The organism is Streptococcus mitis (assembly GCF_003942685.1).
Taxonomy (GTDB): domain Bacteria; phylum Bacillota; class Bacilli; order Lactobacillales; family Streptococcaceae; genus Streptococcus; species Streptococcus mitis_CD.
The window spans coordinates 364200-382680 of sequence record NZ_RJNR01000001.1; the positions used below are offsets into that span (position 1 = coordinate 364200).

The window sequence follows — 18481 nt, forward strand, 5'->3', positions numbered from 1 at the left end:
TCTCCATGTTTCGAAAAATTTTAATTGCCAATCGTGGTGAAATTGCGGTTCGTATTATCCGTGCGGCGCGTGAATTGGGGATTGCAACGGTGGCGGTTTATTCAACTGCTGATAAGGAAGCCCTGCATACGCTTTTGGCAGATGAAGCAGTTTGTATCGGTCCTGGTAAGCCTACAGAGTCTTATCTCAATATTAATGCGGTTCTATCAGCTGCAGTCTTGACTGAGGCAGAAGCCATTCACCCAGGTTTCGGATTTCTCAGTGAAAATTCCAAATTTGCAACCATGTGTGAAGAAGTTGGTATCAAGTTTATCGGTCCATCTGGTCATGTCATGGATATGATGGGAGATAAAATCAATGCGCGTGCTCAGATGATTAAAGCAGGCGTGCCTGTCATTCCAGGTTCAGATGGAGAAGTGCATAACTCTGAGGAAGCTTTGATTGTTGCTGAAAAAATTGGCTACCCTGTTATGCTCAAGGCTTCAGCAGGTGGAGGTGGTAAAGGGATTCGTAAGGTTGAAAAACCAGAAGACCTCGTTTCCGCCTTTGATACTGCTTCAAGTGAAGCCAAGGCCAATTATGGCAATGGTGCCATGTACATAGAACGGGTTATCTATCCAGCTCGTCACATCGAGGTTCAAATCCTAGGAGATGAGCATGGACATGTGATTCACTTGGGGGAACGGGATTGTTCTCTTCAACGGAATAACCAAAAGGTTTTGGAAGAAAGTCCTTCGATTGCAATCGGAAAAACGCTGCGCCATGAAATTGGTGCTGCGGCTGTTCGAGCGGCAGAGTCTGTTGGTTATGAAAATGCAGGGACCATTGAGTTTCTTCTTGATGAAGCCAGTGGTAAATTCTATTTCATGGAAATGAATACACGTGTTCAGGTAGAGCATCCAGTAACAGAATTTGTTTCAGGTGTGGATATCGTTAAGGAACAAATTCGCATTGCGGCAGGTCAGCCCCTGTCTGTGAAGCAAGAAGATATTGTTCTGCGTGGTCATGCCATCGAGTGTCGGATCAATGCAGAAAACCCAGCCTTCAACTTTGCTCCAAGTCCAGGTAAGATTACCAATCTCTATCTGCCAAGTGGAGGAGTAGGCTTGCGCGTGGATTCAGCAGTTTATCCAGGTTATACCATTCCGCCTTATTATGATAGTATGATTGCTAAAATCATCGTTCACGGTGAAAATCGTTTTGATGCCTTGATGAAAATGCAACGAGCCCTCTATGAACTAGAGATAGAGGGGGTGCAGACCAATGCAGATTTCCAGCTTGACCTCATTTCAGATCGTAATGTCATTGCTGGAGATTATGATACTTCCTTCTTGATGGAAACCTTCTTACCTAAATATCAAGAAAAAGAATAAAATGACTTCAAGAGTTTAAACCGAAAAGGGGAATCAATGGCTCTATTTAGTAAAAAAGATAAGTATATTCGAATCAATCCCAATCGTTCGGTTAGGGAAAAACCTCAAGCTAAGCCAGAGGTTCCAGATGAATTATTCTCCCAGTGTCCAGGCTGTAAGCATACCATTTATCAGAAGGATCTGGGAAGTGAGCGTATCTGTCCACATTGTAACTACACCTTTCGTATTTCTGCCCAAGAACGCTTGGCTTTGACGATTGATATGGGAACCTTCAAGGAATTGTTTACAGGAATTGAAAGCAAGGATCCCTTGCATTTCCCTGGTTATCAAAAGAAACTAGCGACTATGCGTGAAAAAACAGGTCTGGATGAAGCCGTTGTGACTGGAACAGCTCTTATAAAAGGTCAGACTGTGGCTCTTGGGATTATGGATTCTAACTTTATCATGGCTTCTATGGGTACGGTTGTAGGTGAAAAAATCACTCGTTTGTTTGAGTATGCGACTGTCGAACAATTGCCAGTTGTTCTCTTCACAGCCTCTGGTGGGGCCCGTATGCAGGAAGGAATCATGAGTCTCATGCAGATGGCCAAGATTTCTGCAGCAGTTAAACGCCATTCAAATGCTGGTCTCTTTTATCTGACCATTTTGACAGATCCAACGACAGGTGGAGTAACAGCTTCTTTCGCTATGGAAGGAGATATCATCCTAGCTGAACCACAGAGTTTAGTTGGTTTTGCCGGGCGTCGCGTCATTGAAAATACGGTTCGTGAAAGCTTACCTGAGGATTTCCAAAAGGCAGAATTCCTACTGGAACATGGCTTTGTAGATGCTATTATCAAAAGAAGAGATTTGCCAGATACGATTGCTAGCCTAGTCAGATTGCACGGAGGGGGTCCTAGATGAATATTGCAAAAATAGTCAGAGAAGCGCGTGAGCAGAGTCGCTTGACAACCTTGGACTTTGCAACAGGCATTTTTGATGAATTTATCCAATTACACGGTGACCGTTCTTTTCGTGACGATGGTGCAGTTGTTGGTGGTATCGGCTGGCTTGGGGACCAAGCTGTAACAGTGGTTGGTATCCAAAAAGGAAAGAGTTTACAAGATAACCTCAAGCGAAATTTTGGTCAACCGCATCCAGAAGGCTACCGCAAGGCCCTACGTTTGATGAAACAGGCTGAAAAGTTTGCTCGTCCAGTTGTGACCTTTATCAATACTGCAGGTGCTTATCCTGGTGTGGGAGCGGAAGAACGTGGTCAGGGAGAAGCTATTGCTCGCAATCTCATGGAAATGAGTGACCTGAAAGTTCCGATTATCGCCATCATTATAGGTGAAGGTGGTTCAGGCGGGGCTCTGGCTCTAGCAGTCGCAGACCGTGTCTGGATGCTGGAAAATTCTATCTATGCCATTCTCAGCCCAGAAGGCTTTGCTTCCATTCTATGGAAGGACGGCACTCGTGCCATGGAAGCGGCAGAACTGATGAAAATCACTTCGCATGAGCTGCTAGAAATGGATGTGGTGGATAAGGTGATTTCTGAAACGGGACTTTCTAGCAAAGAACTGATTAAGAGTGTCAAAAAAGAACTCCAAGCTGAGGTAGCTTTACTTTCACAAAAACCTCTAGAAGAGCTGTTGGAAGAACGTTATCAACGATTTAGAAAATACTAATATAAAAACTAGAACTGGCAGTCAGTTCTAGTTTTTATGTGGTTCTTACTCTGTACAGAGGGGAAAGTCAAAAGGTGCTTGGAAGACCAAACACCTTTTCGATTATTCATTTTCTTCAGTTACAAATTGACTAAGCAGTCCATTGATAAAACGGGCTGATTTTTGATCTGAAAAATTCTTAGCAAGTTCAATAGCTTCATTGACTGCTACCAGCTGAGGTGTATCAAATGATGTGATTTCAAAGATACCTAAGCGTAGTAAGTTTTTTTCGACCAAGGTCAATCGTTCAACTGTCCAGCCTGACTTGAGGTGCTGGTTGATTTGTTTATCCAACTCGTCTTTTTGAGCTTGAACGCCAGAAACCAAGTTCAGAAGAAAGGCAGGGATTTGCACATCTGCATCTTCACGGTCATGCGTGTAGGCAAAGTGGCAAGCTGTTTCCACATCTGTTCCGAATTCAAGGCTTATAAGAGCTTGAAAAGCGCATTTACGAAGTTCACGTCTAGATTCTAATAATGGACTAGTCATTGAGGAAGTCCTCGTTAAATAGATCTTTCAACTCAGGTTTTGGTGTTTTATCTGGAACGATTCCTGCAACATGGATGTTGACAGCAGCAAGTTCCACATCAGCCATATCTCGGACAGCATCTTTGACCGCTTTTTGAATAGCAAGAGCAACTTTTGGTACTTTTACACCGTACTCAAGATAGAGATAAATGTCAGCAGTTAGTTCTTCGTTGCTTTCTTTTAAGTAGACGCCACGACCAAGAGAGAGTTTTGATAGGGTATCAGATACGGATTTATTTGAAAATGAGTGGACACCATCAACTTTAGCAGTTGCGATGGCAATGATTTTTTCAAGTACACGTGGAGCGATAACGATTTCGCCAAATTGTTCTTCAATTCCCATAGAATGACCTCTTTCTAGAGATTAGGCACGAGAAACGTAAGTTCCTTCTGCAGTGTTGATGATCAATTTTTGTCCAGCTTCGATGAAGTCAGGAACGTTGACAACAAGTCCAGTTTCCATAGTCGCTGGTTTACCAGAACCTGTAACAGTAGCACCTTTGATAGATGGTTGTGTTTCAGCGACTGTCAATTCAACAGTAGTTGGTACAGTTACACCGATTACTTCAGTTCCGTAGAATTGGATTTTTACATCAGAGTTTTCAAGGATGTAAAGCAATTCATTTTCAACGTTTACGACTGGGATTTCGTATTGGTCGTAAGTTTCAGTATTCATGAAGTAGGCAGTTTCATCCATCTTGTACAAGTATTGAGCTGGAACAGTTTCGATAATAGCTTGTTCGAATTTTTCTTCTGGACGGTAGCTTGTGTCAAATGTAGAACCAGTACGGACATCACGTAATTTCATACGCATGATTGTGTTTCCTTTACCTGGTTTGTGGTGGCTAGCTTCCAAAACGCGGATTAATTTTCCGTCTGCAGTTTCAAATGTCATACCAGCTTTCAATTTGCTTGCTTCAATCATGTTTTTACCTCTTTAATAAATATTATTACTCTTCATTTTACCATAAAATCTTCTGGAAATAAAGCCAAAATAGTTAATGGGATTTGGTAAGAGCGAAAAAACCAACCTCAAGGCTGGTTTCTTTTATATATTAATCTTCTTTCAACTTTGCCAATTCCTGGGCAAGCAGCTTAAGGGCGACTTGTGGGTTGGCTTGGCCTTTGGTTGCTTTCATAAGGAAGCCTGTGAAGGCCTTATCTGCGTTGCGTTTGCCTGACTTGAAGTCGACAACTGCGGCTTCGTTATCCGCAAAGACTTGGTGGATGATTGGAATCAAGACATCTGGATCTGAGATTTGAACCATACCTGCTTTTTCCACGTATTCACGCGCGCCACCGCCATTTTTAGCCAGGTGGACAAAGACTTTCTTGGCAATCTTAGAAGAGATAGTACCGTCTTCGATGATGGCAATCATTTCAACCAAGTTTTCTGGTGTCAATTCGATTTGTTCTAGTGTCTTGCCTTCAGCGTTCAAGAACTGAGCGACTTCCCCTTGGAGCCAGTTAGAGACTTGTTTGGCATCACCACCAAGAGCAACAGCTTTTTCAAAGAAGTCAGAAGTGACTTTATTTGCAGTCAACTGGCTAGCATCGTAGTCTGACAAGCCGAGGTCAGAGACGTAGCGAGCACGGCGTTCTTTTGGAAACTCTGGCAATTCAGTACGCATTTCCTCAATCCACTCATCTGAGATTTCAAAAAGAGGTAGGTCTGGCTCTGGGAAGTAGCGGTAGTCTGCAGCACCTTCCTTAACACGCATGAGGATGGTTGCCTTGTTGGCTTCATCGTAACGGCGTGTTTCCTGGCGGATTTGACCACCTGAACGAAGGATTTCGGCTTGACGTTGAACTTCGTATTCAAGACCTTTGCGAACGTTTGAGAAGGAGTTGAGGTTCTTCAACTCTGTCTTGGTACCGAATTTCTCTTGACCATACGGACGAAGAGAGATATTGGCATCCACACGCATAGAACCTTCTTCCATCTTAACGTCAGAAATGCCAGCGTACTGGATGACCTCCTTGAGGGCAGTTAGGTAAGCGTAGGCTTCTTCTGGTGAACGCATATCGGCTTCAGATACAATTTCGATCAATGGCACCCCTTGGCGGTTGAGGTCAACATAAGAGTAGCCATCTGTACCGTGGGTGTTTTTACCAGCGTCTTCTTCTAGGTGGGCACGTTCGATACCGATTTTCTTAGTCGTACCATCTTCTAGTTCCACTTCAATCCAGCCCTTGTAGCCGATTGGCTCATCAAACTGAGAAATTTGGTAGGCTTTGGGATTATCAGGGTAGAAGTAGTTTTTGCGGTCAAAGTGCATCTTTTTGTGGATGTCCATGTTGAGGGCAAGAGCAGTCTTGATACCGGCATCGACAACACCTTTGTTGAGAACCGGAAGTACTCCTGGGAAAGACCAGTCAATCACGTTGGTGTTGGCATTTTGGTCATTTCCAAAGTGGGCAGAAGTAGGTGAGAAGATTTTTGAATTGGTGTTGAGCTCTACGTGGACTTCAAGTCCAATGACTGTTTCAAAGTTCATTAGTTGTCACCTCCAAAAATCACGGGTTGTTGTTTGTGGTAGTCTGTTGTTGCCTCAAAAGCAGCAGCAGCTTGGTAAATGGTTTCCTCAGAGTATTTAGGGCCAATCAATTGTAGTCCGACAGGTAGTCCTTGAGAGAATCCAGCTGGAATCGAAATTCCTGGGAGACCTGCCAAGTTGACTGGGATGGTCAAGAGGTCAGCCAAGTACATAGCAACTGGATCGTGGTTGAGTGAGTCCAAGTCATAAGCAACACTTGGAGCAGTTGGACCCAAAATCAAGTCGTAATCCGCGAAGACTTTTTCGAAATCTTGAATGATGAGTGTACGAACCTGACCAGCTTTCTTGTAGTAGGCATCGTAGTAACCTGATGAAAGGCTGAAAGTACCCAGCATGATACGACGTTTCACTTCTTCACCAAAACCTTGGCTACGGCTGTGGACATAGATTTCATCAAGGTTGGTTGCATCTTCTGCGCGGTAGCCATAACGGATACCGTCAAAGCGTTGCAAGTTTGATGAAGCTTCAGATGAAGCGATGATGTAGTAAACGGCAACACCGTATTTAGAGTGAGGAAGGCTGACTTCTTCAACGATAGCACCAAGTTTTTCAAAGTGCTTAGCAGAATTAAGAATGGTTTCCTTAACCTCTGGGTCAATCCCTTCGCCAAGATATTCTTTAGGCAAAGCAATTTTCATGCCCTTGATGTCTTGACCGATTTTTGAAGTAAAGTCGGCGATTCGGACAGGAGCTGAAGTAGAGTCTTTGGCATCTTCGCTGGCAATAGCGTTGAGCAAGAGAGCATTTTCCTTAACAGTAGGAGCGAAAGGTCCAATCTGGTCTAATGAGCTACCAAAGGCAATGAGACCGAAACGTGAAACTGTTCCGTAGGTTGGTTTGAGACCAACGATTCCGTTGAAGGCAGCAGGTTGGCGGATAGAACCACCAGTATCAGAACCAAGTGACAAGCGAACTTGGCCTGAAGCTACAGCTGCAGCTGAACCACTTGATGAGCCACCAGGAACCTTGCTTTGATCCCAAGCATTTTTAGTGGCACCATAGTGCGAAGTCTCACCTGAACCACCCATGGCAAACTCGTCCATGTTAGTTTTCCCTACGACAATCATGCCTTTCGCTTTTGCATTGGCAACGGCTGTCGCATCAAAAATTGGCTCGTAGTTATAGAGCATTTTTGAGGCAGCAGTTGTGAGAATGCCGTCTGTAGAGATGTTATCCTTAACTGCAAGTGGAATTCCTGAAAGGACATTATCAGCATCGATTCCAGCTTCATCAATAGCTTTAGCTTGAGCAAGGGCTTGCTCCTCAGCGATGGTAACAAAAGCGTTAATAGCTGTTTCGCGAGACTTGATATCTTCAAGCGTAGCTTGTGTTAATTCAGTTGCTGAAATTTCCTTAGAGACAAGGAGATTGTGCAAGTCTTCAATGGTTTTATTGTTGAAAGTCATTAGGCATCTCCTCCATCGTCTAGGATAGCTGGTACCTTGATATAGTAGTTGTCTTTTTCAGGTACGTTTTTAAACAAGCGATCACGGTCTGTTCCTTCTTCGGCCACATCAGGGCGGAGTACAGTCTTGCGGTCAGCCATGGTTGTAGTAGGTGCAACACCAGTTGTGTCAACTTCGCCCAGCAATTCAACCATGTCTACAATCTTGGACAAGGTAGTTGCAAAGGCAGCAGTTTCTTCTTCAGAGAATCTTAATTTTGAAAGATTGGCAACGTGTGTTACCTCTTCTTGCGTAATTTTCATCTTGCATCCTTTCGTGAAATGATGATTTTGAGTCTGTTCTATTTTACCATATTTTCCTATAAATAAGGGAGCCAAACTGAAAAGAAATAGAAATTGAAAAATCGTTTTTAATTCGCTATAATAGTTAAACTAGAAAAAAGAAAAAATAAGAGTTAGGATAGAAACATGTTCCATCAATTTATCACCAGAACTCAGACAGTCCCTCCTCCCATTTCACTTTTTTGGTATGGGGTCATGATGCTGGTCTTAATGCTTTGTATTTATGGGGCACTTGCTTATCACAAAAATCCGAAATTTGTATACTTGTTTAAGGGGATTCAGATCCTCCAGTTGCTAGCACTCTATAGTTGGTATGTTGGTTTTGGGATTCCCTTTTCTAATAGTCTCCCATTTTATCATTGCCGTTTAGCTATGTTTGCTGTGGTTTTCTTGCCTGATAAATGGAAAAGTAAGCAGTACTTTGCCCTCTTAGGAGCAAGTGGAGCTGTCTTTGCACTGGTTTACCCAGTTTTTGACCCCTATGACTTCCCCCATATTACCAGTTTTTCATTTTTGATTGGGCACTATGCCCTTCTAGTGAATTCCTTGGTCTACTTGATGAATCACTATGACAAGAGCCTACTCAAGAAGTATATGATTGTAGTCTATACCTTTATCCTCAATCTCTTTCTAGTTGGGGTTAATCAGGTGACTGGTGGGAATTATGGCTTGTTAAATAAGACACCTTTTATTCCTGATGCCCCCCTATGGCTAAAGTACCTACTTGTGTCCGTCATCCTTTCACTGGCTCTGGTTCTTTTTGATATCTTGTTCAAAAAACGGTGGAAAAAGAGAAACCAGGTGAAATCAGTGCTCTAGCTAACTTTTTTCATCGGATGAGCAATTGAAAAACTACTCAAAATCCGATATAATGGAGTGTTGAAAGGAATGGTAAAATCCAATGTAAAAATCATTCTTAGCTATTGAAACAAGAAAAATAGAGAATCAAAGAAAGAGAACTTATGAATATTCAAGAAGAAATTAAGAAACGTCGTACTTTTGCCATCATCTCCCACCCGGACGCGGGGAAAACAACCATCACCGAGCAGTTACTCTACTTTGGGGGCGAGATTCGTGAGGCTGGTACCGTAAAAGGGAAGAAAACAGGGACTTTTGCCAAGTCTGACTGGATGGATATCGAGAAGCAACGTGGGATTTCGGTGACTTCATCTGTTATGCAGTTTGACTACGATGGTAAGCGCGTGAATATCCTCGACACACCAGGGCATGAGGACTTCTCAGAAGATACCTATCGTACCTTGATGGCGGTGGATGCTGCGGTCATGGTTGTGGACTCTGCCAAGGGTATTGAGGCGCAAACCAAGAAATTGTTTGAGGTTGTCAAACATCGTGGCATTCCCGTCTTTACCTTTATGAACAAGCTGGACCGTGACGGTCGTGAGCCACTGGACCTCTTGCAAGAATTGGAAGAAGTCTTGGGTATTGCAAGTTATCCGATGAACTGGCCAATCGGTATGGGGAAAGCTTTTGAAGGGCTTTATGACCTCTATAACCAACGCTTGGAACTTTATAAAGGGGATGAGCGTTTTGCCAGTTTAGAAGATGGGGACAAGCTTTTTGGTAGCAATCCTTTCTACGAGCAAGTCAAGGATGATATTGAGCTTTTAAATGAAGCTGGGAATGAGTTTTCAGAGGAAGCTATTCTGGCTGGAGAATTGACGCCAGTCTTCTTTGGTTCAGCTTTGACAAACTTTGGTGTTCAAACCTTCCTTGAAACCTTCCTCAAGTTTGCTCCAGAACCACATGGTCACAAGAAAACAGATGGTGAAATTGTGGATCCTTATGACAAGGATTTCTCAGGATTTGTCTTTAAGATCCAAGCCAACATGGACCCTCGTCACCGTGACCGTATCGCCTTTGTCCGGATCGTATCAGGTGAATTTGAGCGTGGCATGAGTGTCAACCTGCCTCGTACTGGTAAGGGGGCTAAATTGTCTAATGTTACTCAGTTTATGGCAGAAAGTCGTGAGAATGTGACCAATGCCGTGGCAGGTGATATTATCGGTGTTTACGATACAGGTACTTATCAAGTTGGGGATACCTTAACAGTTGGAAAAAACAAGTTTGAATTTGAACCACTGCCAACTTTTACACCTGAAATTTTCATGAAAGTTTCTGCTAAGAATGTCATGAAGCAAAAATCCTTCCACAAGGGGATTGAGCAATTGGTGCAAGAAGGAGCCATTCAGCTTTATAAGAATTACCAAACAGGCGAGTATATGCTAGGCGCTGTAGGTCAACTCCAGTTTGAAGTCTTTAAGCACCGCATGGAAGGCGAGTACAATGCAGAAGTGGTTATGAGCCCAATGGGTAAAAAGACCGTTCGCTGGATCAAGCCTGAGGACTTGGATGAACGAATGTCATCAAGCCGCAATATCTTGGCTAAAGACCGTTTTGACCAACCAGTCTTCCTCTTTGAAAATGACTTTGCCCTTCGTTGGTTTGCAGATAAGTATCCAGACGTAGAGTTGGAAGAGAAGATGTAACTCAGTACCAACAATTGGAACTAAAGTTCCTAATTGTTGGACGCTAGTCGCTATTTGGCGAACTAGCTAACTGCCTTACTAACTACGTTTGGCAAATGAAATCGATTTGCCAAACTCCGTGTCGTAGTTCAGTAAATGTATTTGATTGTGTAACAATCTAAGTAACTAACGCCAAGTTTCTATGGAACTTGGCTAGGCGCTCCACTAGTAAAGTTTTACGAATATTATTGATTCGTAAAACTCAGTATCGTAATCTAATAATAGGTAATCGCTATGGCGGTATACCTAAACACTTCACTAGGAAAAATCTACGAATATTATTGATTCGTGGATTTTTCCGTCGTAACTGGTAGGAAGTAGTTTAGCTAACTGCCTTACTAACTACGTTTGGCAAATGGAATCGATTTGCCAAACTCCGTGTCGTAGTTTAACAATCGGTTTACCTAAATGCTTTTCTGTCGTGACGGGGAGATAATGGCCTAGCTAACTAGAAAAAACATCAATAGAATGCCCATGATTATAACCTAATTGTGGGCATTTTTGATAGGAGTTACAGAGGAGAATCGAGTTGATTCGAAGCAATTTTTTATGAAAATCTATTGTCACAAGATGTACTTCGATAGTATTTTTTGCATTACATTATGAATTTATCAATGAAACATGAATAGTCAAGTTTTTATATTTTGTTTATATAATATGTTAAAAATCCGAACGTTATATACTTTTTACTACTAAAATAAATTTAGCTATATATATTTTAAAAAGTTATTTGAGGCTTTTTATACAAAGGTATTAGATGTTGTTAGAGAATTTATAAATGGTTCGATATTTCAAAATATTTGAATGGTAATATTATATAAAAATATATCAAATTTCTTGACAAGCGTTTGCATTTAAAGTATACTTTAAAGGTATGATTAAAATAGGGTGGATTGTCCACTTTTGGTATGTAGGGAAAGGGTAAAACATGTTTTTTAGACGTCAAAAAGGTGAGTATAGAGAAACCGATCGAGTGACGCGGTATAAGTTAATCAAATCAGGAAAACATTGGTTGCGAGCTTCAACCTCTCTTTTTGGTTTATTCAAGGTCTTGCGGGGTGGTGTAGATATGACTCAAGTCATGACAGAAGTAGTAGAGGATAAAGTGAATCCTTCTATTTCAGGTTTGGATATTATCAAGGGGCTTGCCGCCACAGGGGCTGTTTTAGGTGGTAGTGTTGCTACTCAAACAAAAGTATTTGCAAATGAAACAGTAGCAGTGGAAAAAACGCTGGAAAATCCAGATCTTTTAGTTACAAATGATACAGTAGTTTTGGGTACGACATCTCTAAGTAACTCGGAAAATTCTGCTAGCTTGTCTACTTCTATGAGTGAAAGCGCTTCGATTTCAGAATCAGCTTCTACTAGCACCTCAGCTAGTACCTCAGCCAGCACTTCAGCAAGTGCTTCCGCTAGTACGTCAGTTAGTGCCTCAGCTAGCACATCATCTTCAGCTAGCACTAGCGCTTCAGATTCCGCTAGTGCGTCAACTAGTTTAAGTCAATCTGCTAGCCAAACAAGTAGTGTGTCAATATCTGTAGGAGCTTCCTCAGAAAAAACTGTATCTGAAATTCAAGATGAGAAGAAAGCATCGACTCAAAATGAATCAAAGGTTGACAAGATTGATTCATCAATTTTGAAGCCTGCTACTATTGAGTCAAACACTGTTAAAACAAATTCAGATACAACAAGTTTAGTGGGAGCGACAGCTGCAACCTTGTCATCTGTAGAAGCCTCTGTAAAGAAAAATGAAGAAAATCGCAAGAAGTTAACCAAGCTTTCAGCTGAAATGGGCGAATACCTAGCGAAGGCTGCTGGTTTACCAAACACTGATTCTGCAATTACTAAGGTAAATGCAGCAGTGACAGCTATTGAAAAAGCCTTGGCAGATCCAACGAGTGACTGGGCAGAGGTGGTGCAAAAAGCGACTCAAGCTCGTAATTCCATTGTCAATGCTGTTTTAAGAGCGCAATCAGGTGCGCGTGATGCCCGTAATGGCCAAGCCATGTTGCGCGATGCTTCCCTTCGTGCAAGTTGGGCTCCTTCTCAGAATGACGGGCGTATGACGGTAAGTAGTCCAGTTGCTACTTTTGATAAAGCTACTGGTATCGCGACTTACACCATGAATGTTCAGGCGAGTAGTGCTTTGCACAATGTTGGTGTTAAGATAAATGTCGGCCGAGGAGGTCATGTCCAAAGTGCAACATTTAATGGCAACTCTATGGAGAAAACCTACACTCAGGGTTCCGAAATTGTTTATAATTACAGACATGGACAAAATAGAAACTTAAGTGGTAGGATTGAAGTCAGAGTTAAATACGATAACAATGTGCCGACTGCGACTGCAGATATGCAAGTTCAGGTTAGCTCAGCTCCTATCGGGCAAAATACTCAAGGGAATGCTTCTACAGTTCAATCGGCAAGTGTTCCAACGGGGTATACTGCATCAAAACCAACACCACCACCTTCTGTGAGTAAATCAGGTCCAATTATCCAGAATAATAATGGAACTCATTTTGATGTTTATAATGATGATTATTTCGTTCATGAGCTTCCTATTTTAAAAAATGGAGCTAGTATCCGCCAATACGGAATTATCAAGCAGGATGCTATTCCTGGAGTCACTTATGGCGGACAATTGATGGGTCAAGAAATAAATCGACCTAATCCGAGATATAATCCTTACGTTCCTAGTACTGGAAGCCCTTGGTTAAATCAAACAAAGGAAATTAAAGATATTGGAACGGGTATATCAGGTACTGTAGGTAACGGTGAGGCATCCGCTGTAGTAGGAAAAACCTATAGCTATAGTATTGGTGCAGTTGATTGGGGAAATAAATCCTCTGAGGCTACTCTTACCTATACTATCAAGGGATTCAACGAGCGCCATGATGTCCAAAGTGGAGATGTTGTTCAAGTTAAGGATTTGGAGCATCTAACACAGCAAGAAATTGGAGAAGTTTATAATAACTTCATTAATAATGCAACCAATAAACGTGATTTACTATCTAATCAAGATCTCGCTAAGACAGGAGTCCGGCCAAATGTGACTTCAGATGCAAATGGTACCGTTTTAACCTTCCCAGGTACTAGAGCTAAAATAGAAGTTTCAACAAATGGTACGATAACCGTTACCTATCGTGATGGTACCACAAGTACTATCAATGCTGCCTTGGAGAAATACAATCCAATTGCCAAAGTCCCTAAAGTCTATACCTATATTGGTGAGCAGGCTGGTGACTTGGCGGATGCAAGTAACTTTATCCAGCGTGCTAACGGTAAAGCATTCCCTAATGGAACAAATATCACTTGGAAACAAGGGGCAGGAATTAATACATCAGAGACAGGTTCTAAACAAGCTATTGCCCATATCGAATATCCAAATGGTGGAAGCGAAGATGTTACTGTAGATTATGAAGTTCTGGCGACAATTAAACCTAAAGGTCCAGTAAATGATATTCAAGGAACGCAACCTCATAATGGAACAGTTTGGCATAATTATGTTGATAAAGAGGGAACGGCGGGATATCCAAGTGGTGCAAGCCAAGCTTGGAGTAAAAATGGTCAAGTGGTTTCTAGCTCGCCTATCAATACAACTGATACAGGAAGAAATACCTACCAAGTGACCTTTACCTATCCGGTAGGTCGTATGGGGGAAAATGACTCTAATAAACTAAGTCATACAGTTGATGTTGTCCATGATGTCTATAAGTTTGAATCAAATCGTTCTTATATTTTTACAGAAAATAAAACAGATGACCCAACTTATAAACAAGCTGTAGCAAATCCTAAAGACGCGGTTACAAAAGTATCGGCAAGCCCAGAATTTAATACAGCAAACACTAATTACAGATGGGTCGATGGTGCTCCGTCACTTTCTACAGTTGGAAGTTTCACTAAATATGTCGAAGTAGAACTACCTGCAGATTCAACAGGGGTCAGAGTTAAACAGAATGTCCCTGTTACTGTGAAAGTAAATCCACAAACCCCTGAAATTGCAGCTGATTCAGTGAATGAAAAAGGTGGTTTGCCAAATCGTTCGATTGTGGTAAATAACGTAACACCAGGAGCAACAGTCACTTTAACGATTGCAGGTCAAACAGTTAAAAAACAAGCAACAGGAACAAGTCTGACATTTACACCGTCTGATTTGAAACGCGTTACGGATGCCAATAATGGACTCTTACCTACAGGAAATGTAACGGTTAAACAAGAGAAAGTTGTAACGACTTCTGGAAGAACAGAGACCCTTACTTCTGCCACAACTACTAAGACCATTACTAAAGAAAATGTAAATCCAAATCCTGAATTTGAAATCTATGTCAAGAATGATAAGACTAAAAAATGGGAAAAGCTTTCTCCGAAAAATAATGTCCGTCCTGGTACGAATGGATACGAGATTTTTGCAGGAGATGAAGTTAAAGTTGTCTTGAAAGGTTCAGATAATAGTGGCAAACTTAGAGACTTGAAACTTTATGATGGTATTTCTGATAAAACTAGAATATTCCAAGATGGATATTCTTCGAATGATGATGCGCCAGGATTCAAGAATACACCAACGAATGCTCCTGCTACTTTAGAATATACAGCGACTTATAATCCTAATCAGGAATATGCTGACACAAATAAATGGAATCTCGGGACCAAAGCTGTAGACTTGTCTAATAACGAAGCACGTACTCCGACAGTAGTTGTTGCTCAAGGTAAATTGAATGAAAGATTCCCTGGTAAGAAGCCGTCAGTAGTCTTTCAAGTTGAACATCCAAACGCTCTGAACCAGCGTGAGAAAGATAAGATCTTGGCTGCTGTGAAAACAGCAAATCCAGAGACTGCAAACCGTATTAGAAGTTATTCTATTGCAGAAAATGGAACGGTGACCATCACTTATAAAGATGGAACGGTAAATACGGTAACACCGGATATATCAGATTCAGATTACCGTGCATCAGTGTCAGCAAGCACAAGCGCGTCAGTATCAGCGTCAACCAGTGCCAGCCGAAGTGCTTCAACGAGTGCATCTAAGTCCGCATCGACCAGTGCAAGTCAGTCAGCGTCGACAAGTGCGAGCCAAAGTGCTTCAACAAGTGCATCTAAGTCAGCGTCGACAAGTGCAAGCCAATCAGCAAGCACGTCAGCTAGCCAGTCAGCATCAACAAGCGCCAGTCAATCAGCAAGTACATCAGCTAGCCAATCCGCATCAACAAGCGCAAGTCAATCAGCAAGCACGTCAGCTAGCCAGTCAGCATCAACAAGCGCCAGTCAATCAGCAAGTACATCAGCTAGCCAATCCGCATCAACAAGCGCCAGTCAATCAGCAAGCACGTCAGCTAGCCAGTCAGCATCGACAAGTGCAAGTCAATCAGCAAGCACATCAGCCTCTGAATCAGCGTCGACAAGTGCATCAGAATCAGCAAGCACATCGGCTTCTGAGTCAGCATCAACAAGTGCAAGTCAATCAGCAAGTACATCAGCGTCAACAAGTGCATCAGAATCAGCAAGCACAAGCGCTTCTGAGTCAGCAAGCACATCAGCGTCAGAGTCAGCATCAACAAGCGCCTCAGAATCAGCAAGCACATCGGCTTCTGAATCAGCGTCAACAAGCGCTTCNGAGTCAGCAAGCACATCGGCTTCTGAATCAGCATCAACAAGCGCGTCAGAATCAGCAAGAACATCGGCATCTGAGTCAGCCTCAACAAGTGCGAGCCAATCAGCCTCAACAAGCGCATCAGAGTCAGCAAGCACATCGGCATCAGAATCAGCCTCAACAAGTGCGTCAGAATCAGCAAGCACATCGGCTTCTGAATCAGCCTCAACAAGCGCATCAGAGTCAGCAAGCACATCGGCATCAGAATCAGCCTCAACAAGTGCGTCAGAATCAGCAAGCACATCGGCTTCTGAATCAGCCTCAACAAGTGCGAACCAATCAGCGTCAACAAGCGCCTCAGAGTCAGCAAGCACATCGGCTTCTGAATCAGCAAGCACATCGGCTTCTGAATCAGCGTCAACAAGCGCCTCAGAGTCAGCAAGTACATCAGCATCTGAATCAGCGTCAACAAGTGCGTCAGAGTCAGCAAGCACATCAGCTTCTGAATCAGCGTCAACAAGCGCATCAGAATCAGCAAGCACATCAGCCTCTGAGTCAGCGTCAACAAGCGCATCAGANTCAGCAAGCACATCGGCCTCTGAATCAGCGTCAACAAGCGCATCAGAATCAGCAAGCACATCAGCTTCTGAATCAGCGTCAACAAGTGCATCAGAGTCAGCAAGTACATCAGCATCAGAGTCAGCGTCAACAAGTGCATCAGAATCAGCAAGTACATCGGCCTCTGAGTCAGCATCAACAAGTGCAAGTAAATCAGCGTCAACAAGCGCATCAGAGTCAGCATCAACAAGTGCATCAGAATCAGCAAGTACATCGGCCTCTGAGTCAGCATCAACAAGTGCGAGCCAATCAGCGTCAACAAGCGCATCAGAGTCAGCATCAACAAGTGCATCAGAATCAGCAAGCACATCGGCCTCTGAATCAGCGTCAACAAGTGCATCAGAATCAGCATCGACAAGCGCCTCAGAGTCAGCAAGTACAAGCGCATCAGAGTCAGCGTCAACAAGTGCCTCTGAGTCAGCGTCAACAAGTGCATCAGAATCAGCAAGCACATCAGCTTCTGAGTCNGCATCAACAAGTGCATCAGAGTCAGCAAGCACATCGGCTTCTGAATCAGCATCAACAAGTGCATCAGAATCAGCAAGCACATCGGCTTCTGAGTCNGCATCAACAAGTGCAAGTCAATCAGCAAGCACATCAGCATCTGAGTCAGCGTCAACAAGTGCCTCTGAATCAGCNTCAACAAGCGCCTCTGAATCAGCATCAACAAGTGCGTCAGAATCAGCAAGCACATCAGCTTCTGAGTCAGCGTCAACAAGTGCCTCTGAGTCAGCAAGTACATCAGCATCTGAATCAGCATCAACAAGTGCATCAGAATCAGCAAGCACATCAGCTTCAGAATCAGCGTCAACAAGTGCATCAGAATCAGCAAGCACAAGTGCGTCTGAGTCAGCATCAACAAGTGCCTCAGAATCAGCAAGCACAAGTGCGTCTGAGTCAGCATCAACAAGTGCATCAGAATCAGCAAGTACATCAGCTTCTGAATCAGCGTCAACAAGTGCGTCAGAGTCAGCATCAACAAGTGCGTCAGAGTCAGCAAGCACATCAGCATCTGAATCAGCGTCAACAAGTGCATCAGAATCAGCAAGNACANNNGCNTCTGAGTCAGCNTCAACAAGTGCCTCNGANTCAGCAAGCACAAGTGCGTCTGAGTCAGCNTCAACAAGTGCATCAGAATCAGCAAGTACATCAGCTTCTGAATCAGCGTCAACAAGTGCGTCTGAGTCAGCAAGCACAAGTGCGTCTGAGTCAGCATCAACAAGTGCATCAGAATCAGCAAGTACATCAGCTTCTGAATCAGCGTCAACAAGTGCCTCAGAATCAGCAAGCACATCGGCTTCTGAGTCAGCATCAACAAGTGCAAGTCAATCAGCAAGCACATCGGCATCAGAATCAGCATCGACAAGCGCCTCAGAGTCAGCAAGTACATCGGCTTCTGAATCAGCCTCAACAAGTGCATCAGAATCAGCAAGTACATCGGCTTCTGAGTCAGCATCAACAAGTGCCTCAGAATCAGCAAGCACAAGTGCGTCTGAGTCAGCAAGCACAAGTGCGTCTGAGTCAGCGTCAACAAGTGCCTCAGAATCAGCAAGTACATCGGCTTCAGAATCAGCCTCAACAAGTGCCTCTGAATCAGCAAGCACATCGGCATCTGAATCAGCATCAACAAGTGCATCAGAATCAGCGTCAACAAGTGCGTCTGAGTCAGCAAGCACATCGGCTTCTGAGTCAGCGTCAACAAGTGCCTCTGAATCAGCAAGCACATCGGCATCTGAATCCGCATCAACAAGTGCATCAGAATCAGCAAGTACATCAGCTTCTGAATCCGCATCAACAAGTGCATCAGAATCAGCAAGCACA

General features: G+C 43.1%; 13 protein-coding genes and 3 pseudogenes. 7 read left to right on the top strand and 9 right to left on the bottom strand.

Annotated elements, in window-relative coordinates:
• Nucleotides 1–5 precede the first annotated feature (5 nt).
• From accC to D8855_RS01740, 3 genes are read left to right on the top strand one after another with little or no spacing between them, the layout of a single operon-like run.
• Entirely contained in the window at nucleotides 6–1373 is a 1368-nt protein-coding gene (gene accC, locus D8855_RS01730; RefSeq protein WP_061589556.1) for an acetyl-CoA carboxylase biotin carboxylase subunit, read from the top strand.
• 36 nt (nucleotides 1374–1409) lie between these two features.
• The gene (gene accD / locus D8855_RS01735; RefSeq protein WP_070842778.1) at nucleotides 1410–2276 is read left to right on the top strand and encodes an acetyl-CoA carboxylase, carboxyltransferase subunit beta; all 867 of its coding nucleotides are present in this window, start codon (nucleotides 1410–1412) and stop codon (nucleotides 2274–2276) included.
• Nucleotides 2273–3040, top strand: a complete 768-nt coding sequence (locus D8855_RS01740) for an acetyl-CoA carboxylase carboxyl transferase subunit alpha (RefSeq protein WP_070842779.1) — start codon at nucleotides 2273–2275, stop codon at nucleotides 3038–3040. The genes accD and D8855_RS01740 overlap by 4 nt, the downstream gene beginning before the upstream one ends.
• Before the next feature lie 102 nt (nucleotides 3041–3142).
• Here the strand turns inward: D8855_RS01740 and nusB are convergent, their stop codons facing one another.
• From nusB to gatC, 6 genes are all read right to left on the bottom strand, one after another.
• Entirely contained in the window at nucleotides 3143–3568 is a 426-nt protein-coding gene (gene nusB / locus D8855_RS01745) for a transcription antitermination factor NusB (protein ID WP_061590538.1), read from the bottom strand.
• Complete coding sequence (locus tag D8855_RS01750; RefSeq protein WP_000510575.1) at nucleotides 3561–3950, bottom strand: Asp23/Gls24 family envelope stress response protein; 390 nt, start codon at nucleotides 3948–3950, stop codon at nucleotides 3561–3563. The genes nusB and D8855_RS01750 overlap by 8 nt, the downstream gene beginning before the upstream one ends.
• A gap of 21 nt (nucleotides 3951–3971) precedes the next feature.
• Nucleotides 3972–4532: an elongation factor P gene (gene efp / locus D8855_RS01755; protein WP_000568643.1), complete on the bottom strand. Its 561-nt coding sequence runs from the start codon at nucleotides 4530–4532 to the stop codon at nucleotides 3972–3974.
• A 130-nt stretch (nucleotides 4533–4662) separates the two neighbouring features.
• Nucleotides 4663–6105: an Asp-tRNA(Asn)/Glu-tRNA(Gln) amidotransferase subunit GatB gene (gene gatB / locus D8855_RS01760; protein WP_125415625.1), complete on the bottom strand. Its 1443-nt coding sequence runs from the start codon at nucleotides 6103–6105 to the stop codon at nucleotides 4663–4665.
• Entirely contained in the window at nucleotides 6105–7571 is a 1467-nt protein-coding gene (gene gatA, locus D8855_RS01765; RefSeq protein WP_125415627.1) for an Asp-tRNA(Asn)/Glu-tRNA(Gln) amidotransferase subunit GatA, read from the bottom strand. The genes gatB and gatA overlap by 1 nt, the downstream gene beginning before the upstream one ends.
• The gene (gatC, locus tag D8855_RS01770; RefSeq protein ID WP_000705419.1) at nucleotides 7571–7873 is read right to left on the bottom strand and encodes an Asp-tRNA(Asn)/Glu-tRNA(Gln) amidotransferase subunit GatC; all 303 of its coding nucleotides are present in this window, start codon (nucleotides 7871–7873) and stop codon (nucleotides 7571–7573) included. The genes gatA and gatC overlap by 1 nt, the downstream gene beginning before the upstream one ends.
• A gap of 165 nt (nucleotides 7874–8038) precedes the next feature.
• On the opposite strand from gatC, the gene D8855_RS01775 reads away from it, so the two are divergent.
• From D8855_RS01775 to D8855_RS10985, 3 genes and pseudogenes are all read left to right on the top strand, one after another.
• Nucleotides 8039–8731 (top strand): YwaF family protein, encoded by a 693-nt coding sequence (locus D8855_RS01775; protein WP_049552708.1) that lies wholly within the window; start codon nucleotides 8039–8041, stop codon nucleotides 8729–8731.
• A 143-nt stretch (nucleotides 8732–8874) separates the two neighbouring features.
• Complete coding sequence (locus D8855_RS01780) at nucleotides 8875–10419, top strand: peptide chain release factor 3 (protein ID WP_001025437.1); 1545 nt, start codon at nucleotides 8875–8877, stop codon at nucleotides 10417–10419.
• A gap of 967 nt (nucleotides 10420–11386) precedes the next feature.
• Nucleotides 11387–11581: pseudogene (locus D8855_RS10985) on the top strand (accessory Sec-dependent serine-rich glycoprotein adhesin); the annotation flags it as partial.
• Nucleotides 11582–11643: 62 nt separating this feature from the next.
• On the opposite strand, the gene D8855_RS10935 reads toward D8855_RS10985, so the two are convergent.
• Nucleotides 11644–11919 (bottom strand): hypothetical protein, encoded by a 276-nt coding sequence (locus tag D8855_RS10935; RefSeq protein WP_281280782.1) that lies wholly within the window; start codon nucleotides 11917–11919, stop codon nucleotides 11644–11646.
• 135 nt (nucleotides 11920–12054) lie between these two features.
• Complete coding sequence (locus D8855_RS01790) at nucleotides 12055–12288, bottom strand: hypothetical protein (RefSeq protein ID WP_125415629.1); 234 nt, start codon at nucleotides 12286–12288, stop codon at nucleotides 12055–12057.
• A gap of 811 nt (nucleotides 12289–13099) precedes the next feature.
• Here D8855_RS01790 and D8855_RS11035 point away from each other — a divergent pair.
• A pseudogene (locus D8855_RS11035) lies at nucleotides 13100–15364 on the top strand (Rib/alpha-like domain-containing protein); the annotation flags it as partial.
• A 2621-nt stretch (nucleotides 15365–17985) separates the two neighbouring features.
• Here D8855_RS11035 and D8855_RS10940 read toward each other — a convergent pair.
• A pseudogene (locus D8855_RS10940) lies at nucleotides 17986–18481 on the bottom strand (MSCRAMM family adhesin SdrC); the annotation flags it as partial.

What these genes read in the sequence shown, in the direction of transcription:
- gatA (WP_125415627.1), bottom strand. Translation starts at nt 7,571, where the DNA reads ATGACTTTCAACAATAAAACCATTGAAGACTTGCACAATCTCCTTGTC.
- D8855_RS01780 (WP_001025437.1), top strand. Translation starts at nt 8,875, where the DNA reads ATGAATATTCAAGAAGAAATTAAGAAACGTCGTACTTTTGCCATCATC.
- nusB (WP_061590538.1), bottom strand. Translation starts at nt 3,568, where the DNA reads ATGACTAGTCCATTATTAGAATCTAGACGTGAACTTCGTAAATGCGCT.
- accC (WP_061589556.1), top strand. Translation starts at nt 6, where the DNA reads ATGTTTCGAAAAATTTTAATTGCCAATCGTGGTGAAATTGCGGTTCGT.
- gatC (WP_000705419.1), bottom strand. Translation starts at nt 7,873, where the DNA reads ATGAAAATTACGCAAGAAGAGGTAACACACGTTGCCAATCTTTCAAAA.
- accD (WP_070842778.1), top strand. Translation starts at nt 1,410, where the DNA reads ATGGCTCTATTTAGTAAAAAAGATAAGTATATTCGAATCAATCCCAAT.
- gatB (WP_125415625.1), bottom strand. Translation starts at nt 6,105, where the DNA reads ATGAACTTTGAAACAGTCATTGGACTTGAAGTCCACGTAGAGCTCAAC.
- D8855_RS01740 (WP_070842779.1), top strand. Translation starts at nt 2,273, where the DNA reads ATGAATATTGCAAAAATAGTCAGAGAAGCGCGTGAGCAGAGTCGCTTG.
- efp (WP_000568643.1), bottom strand. Translation starts at nt 4,532, where the DNA reads ATGATTGAAGCAAGCAAATTGAAAGCTGGTATGACATTTGAAACTGCA.
- D8855_RS01750 (WP_000510575.1), bottom strand. Translation starts at nt 3,950, where the DNA reads ATGGGAATTGAAGAACAATTTGGCGAAATCGTTATCGCTCCACGTGTA.
- D8855_RS01775 (WP_049552708.1), top strand. Translation starts at nt 8,039, where the DNA reads ATGTTCCATCAATTTATCACCAGAACTCAGACAGTCCCTCCTCCCATT.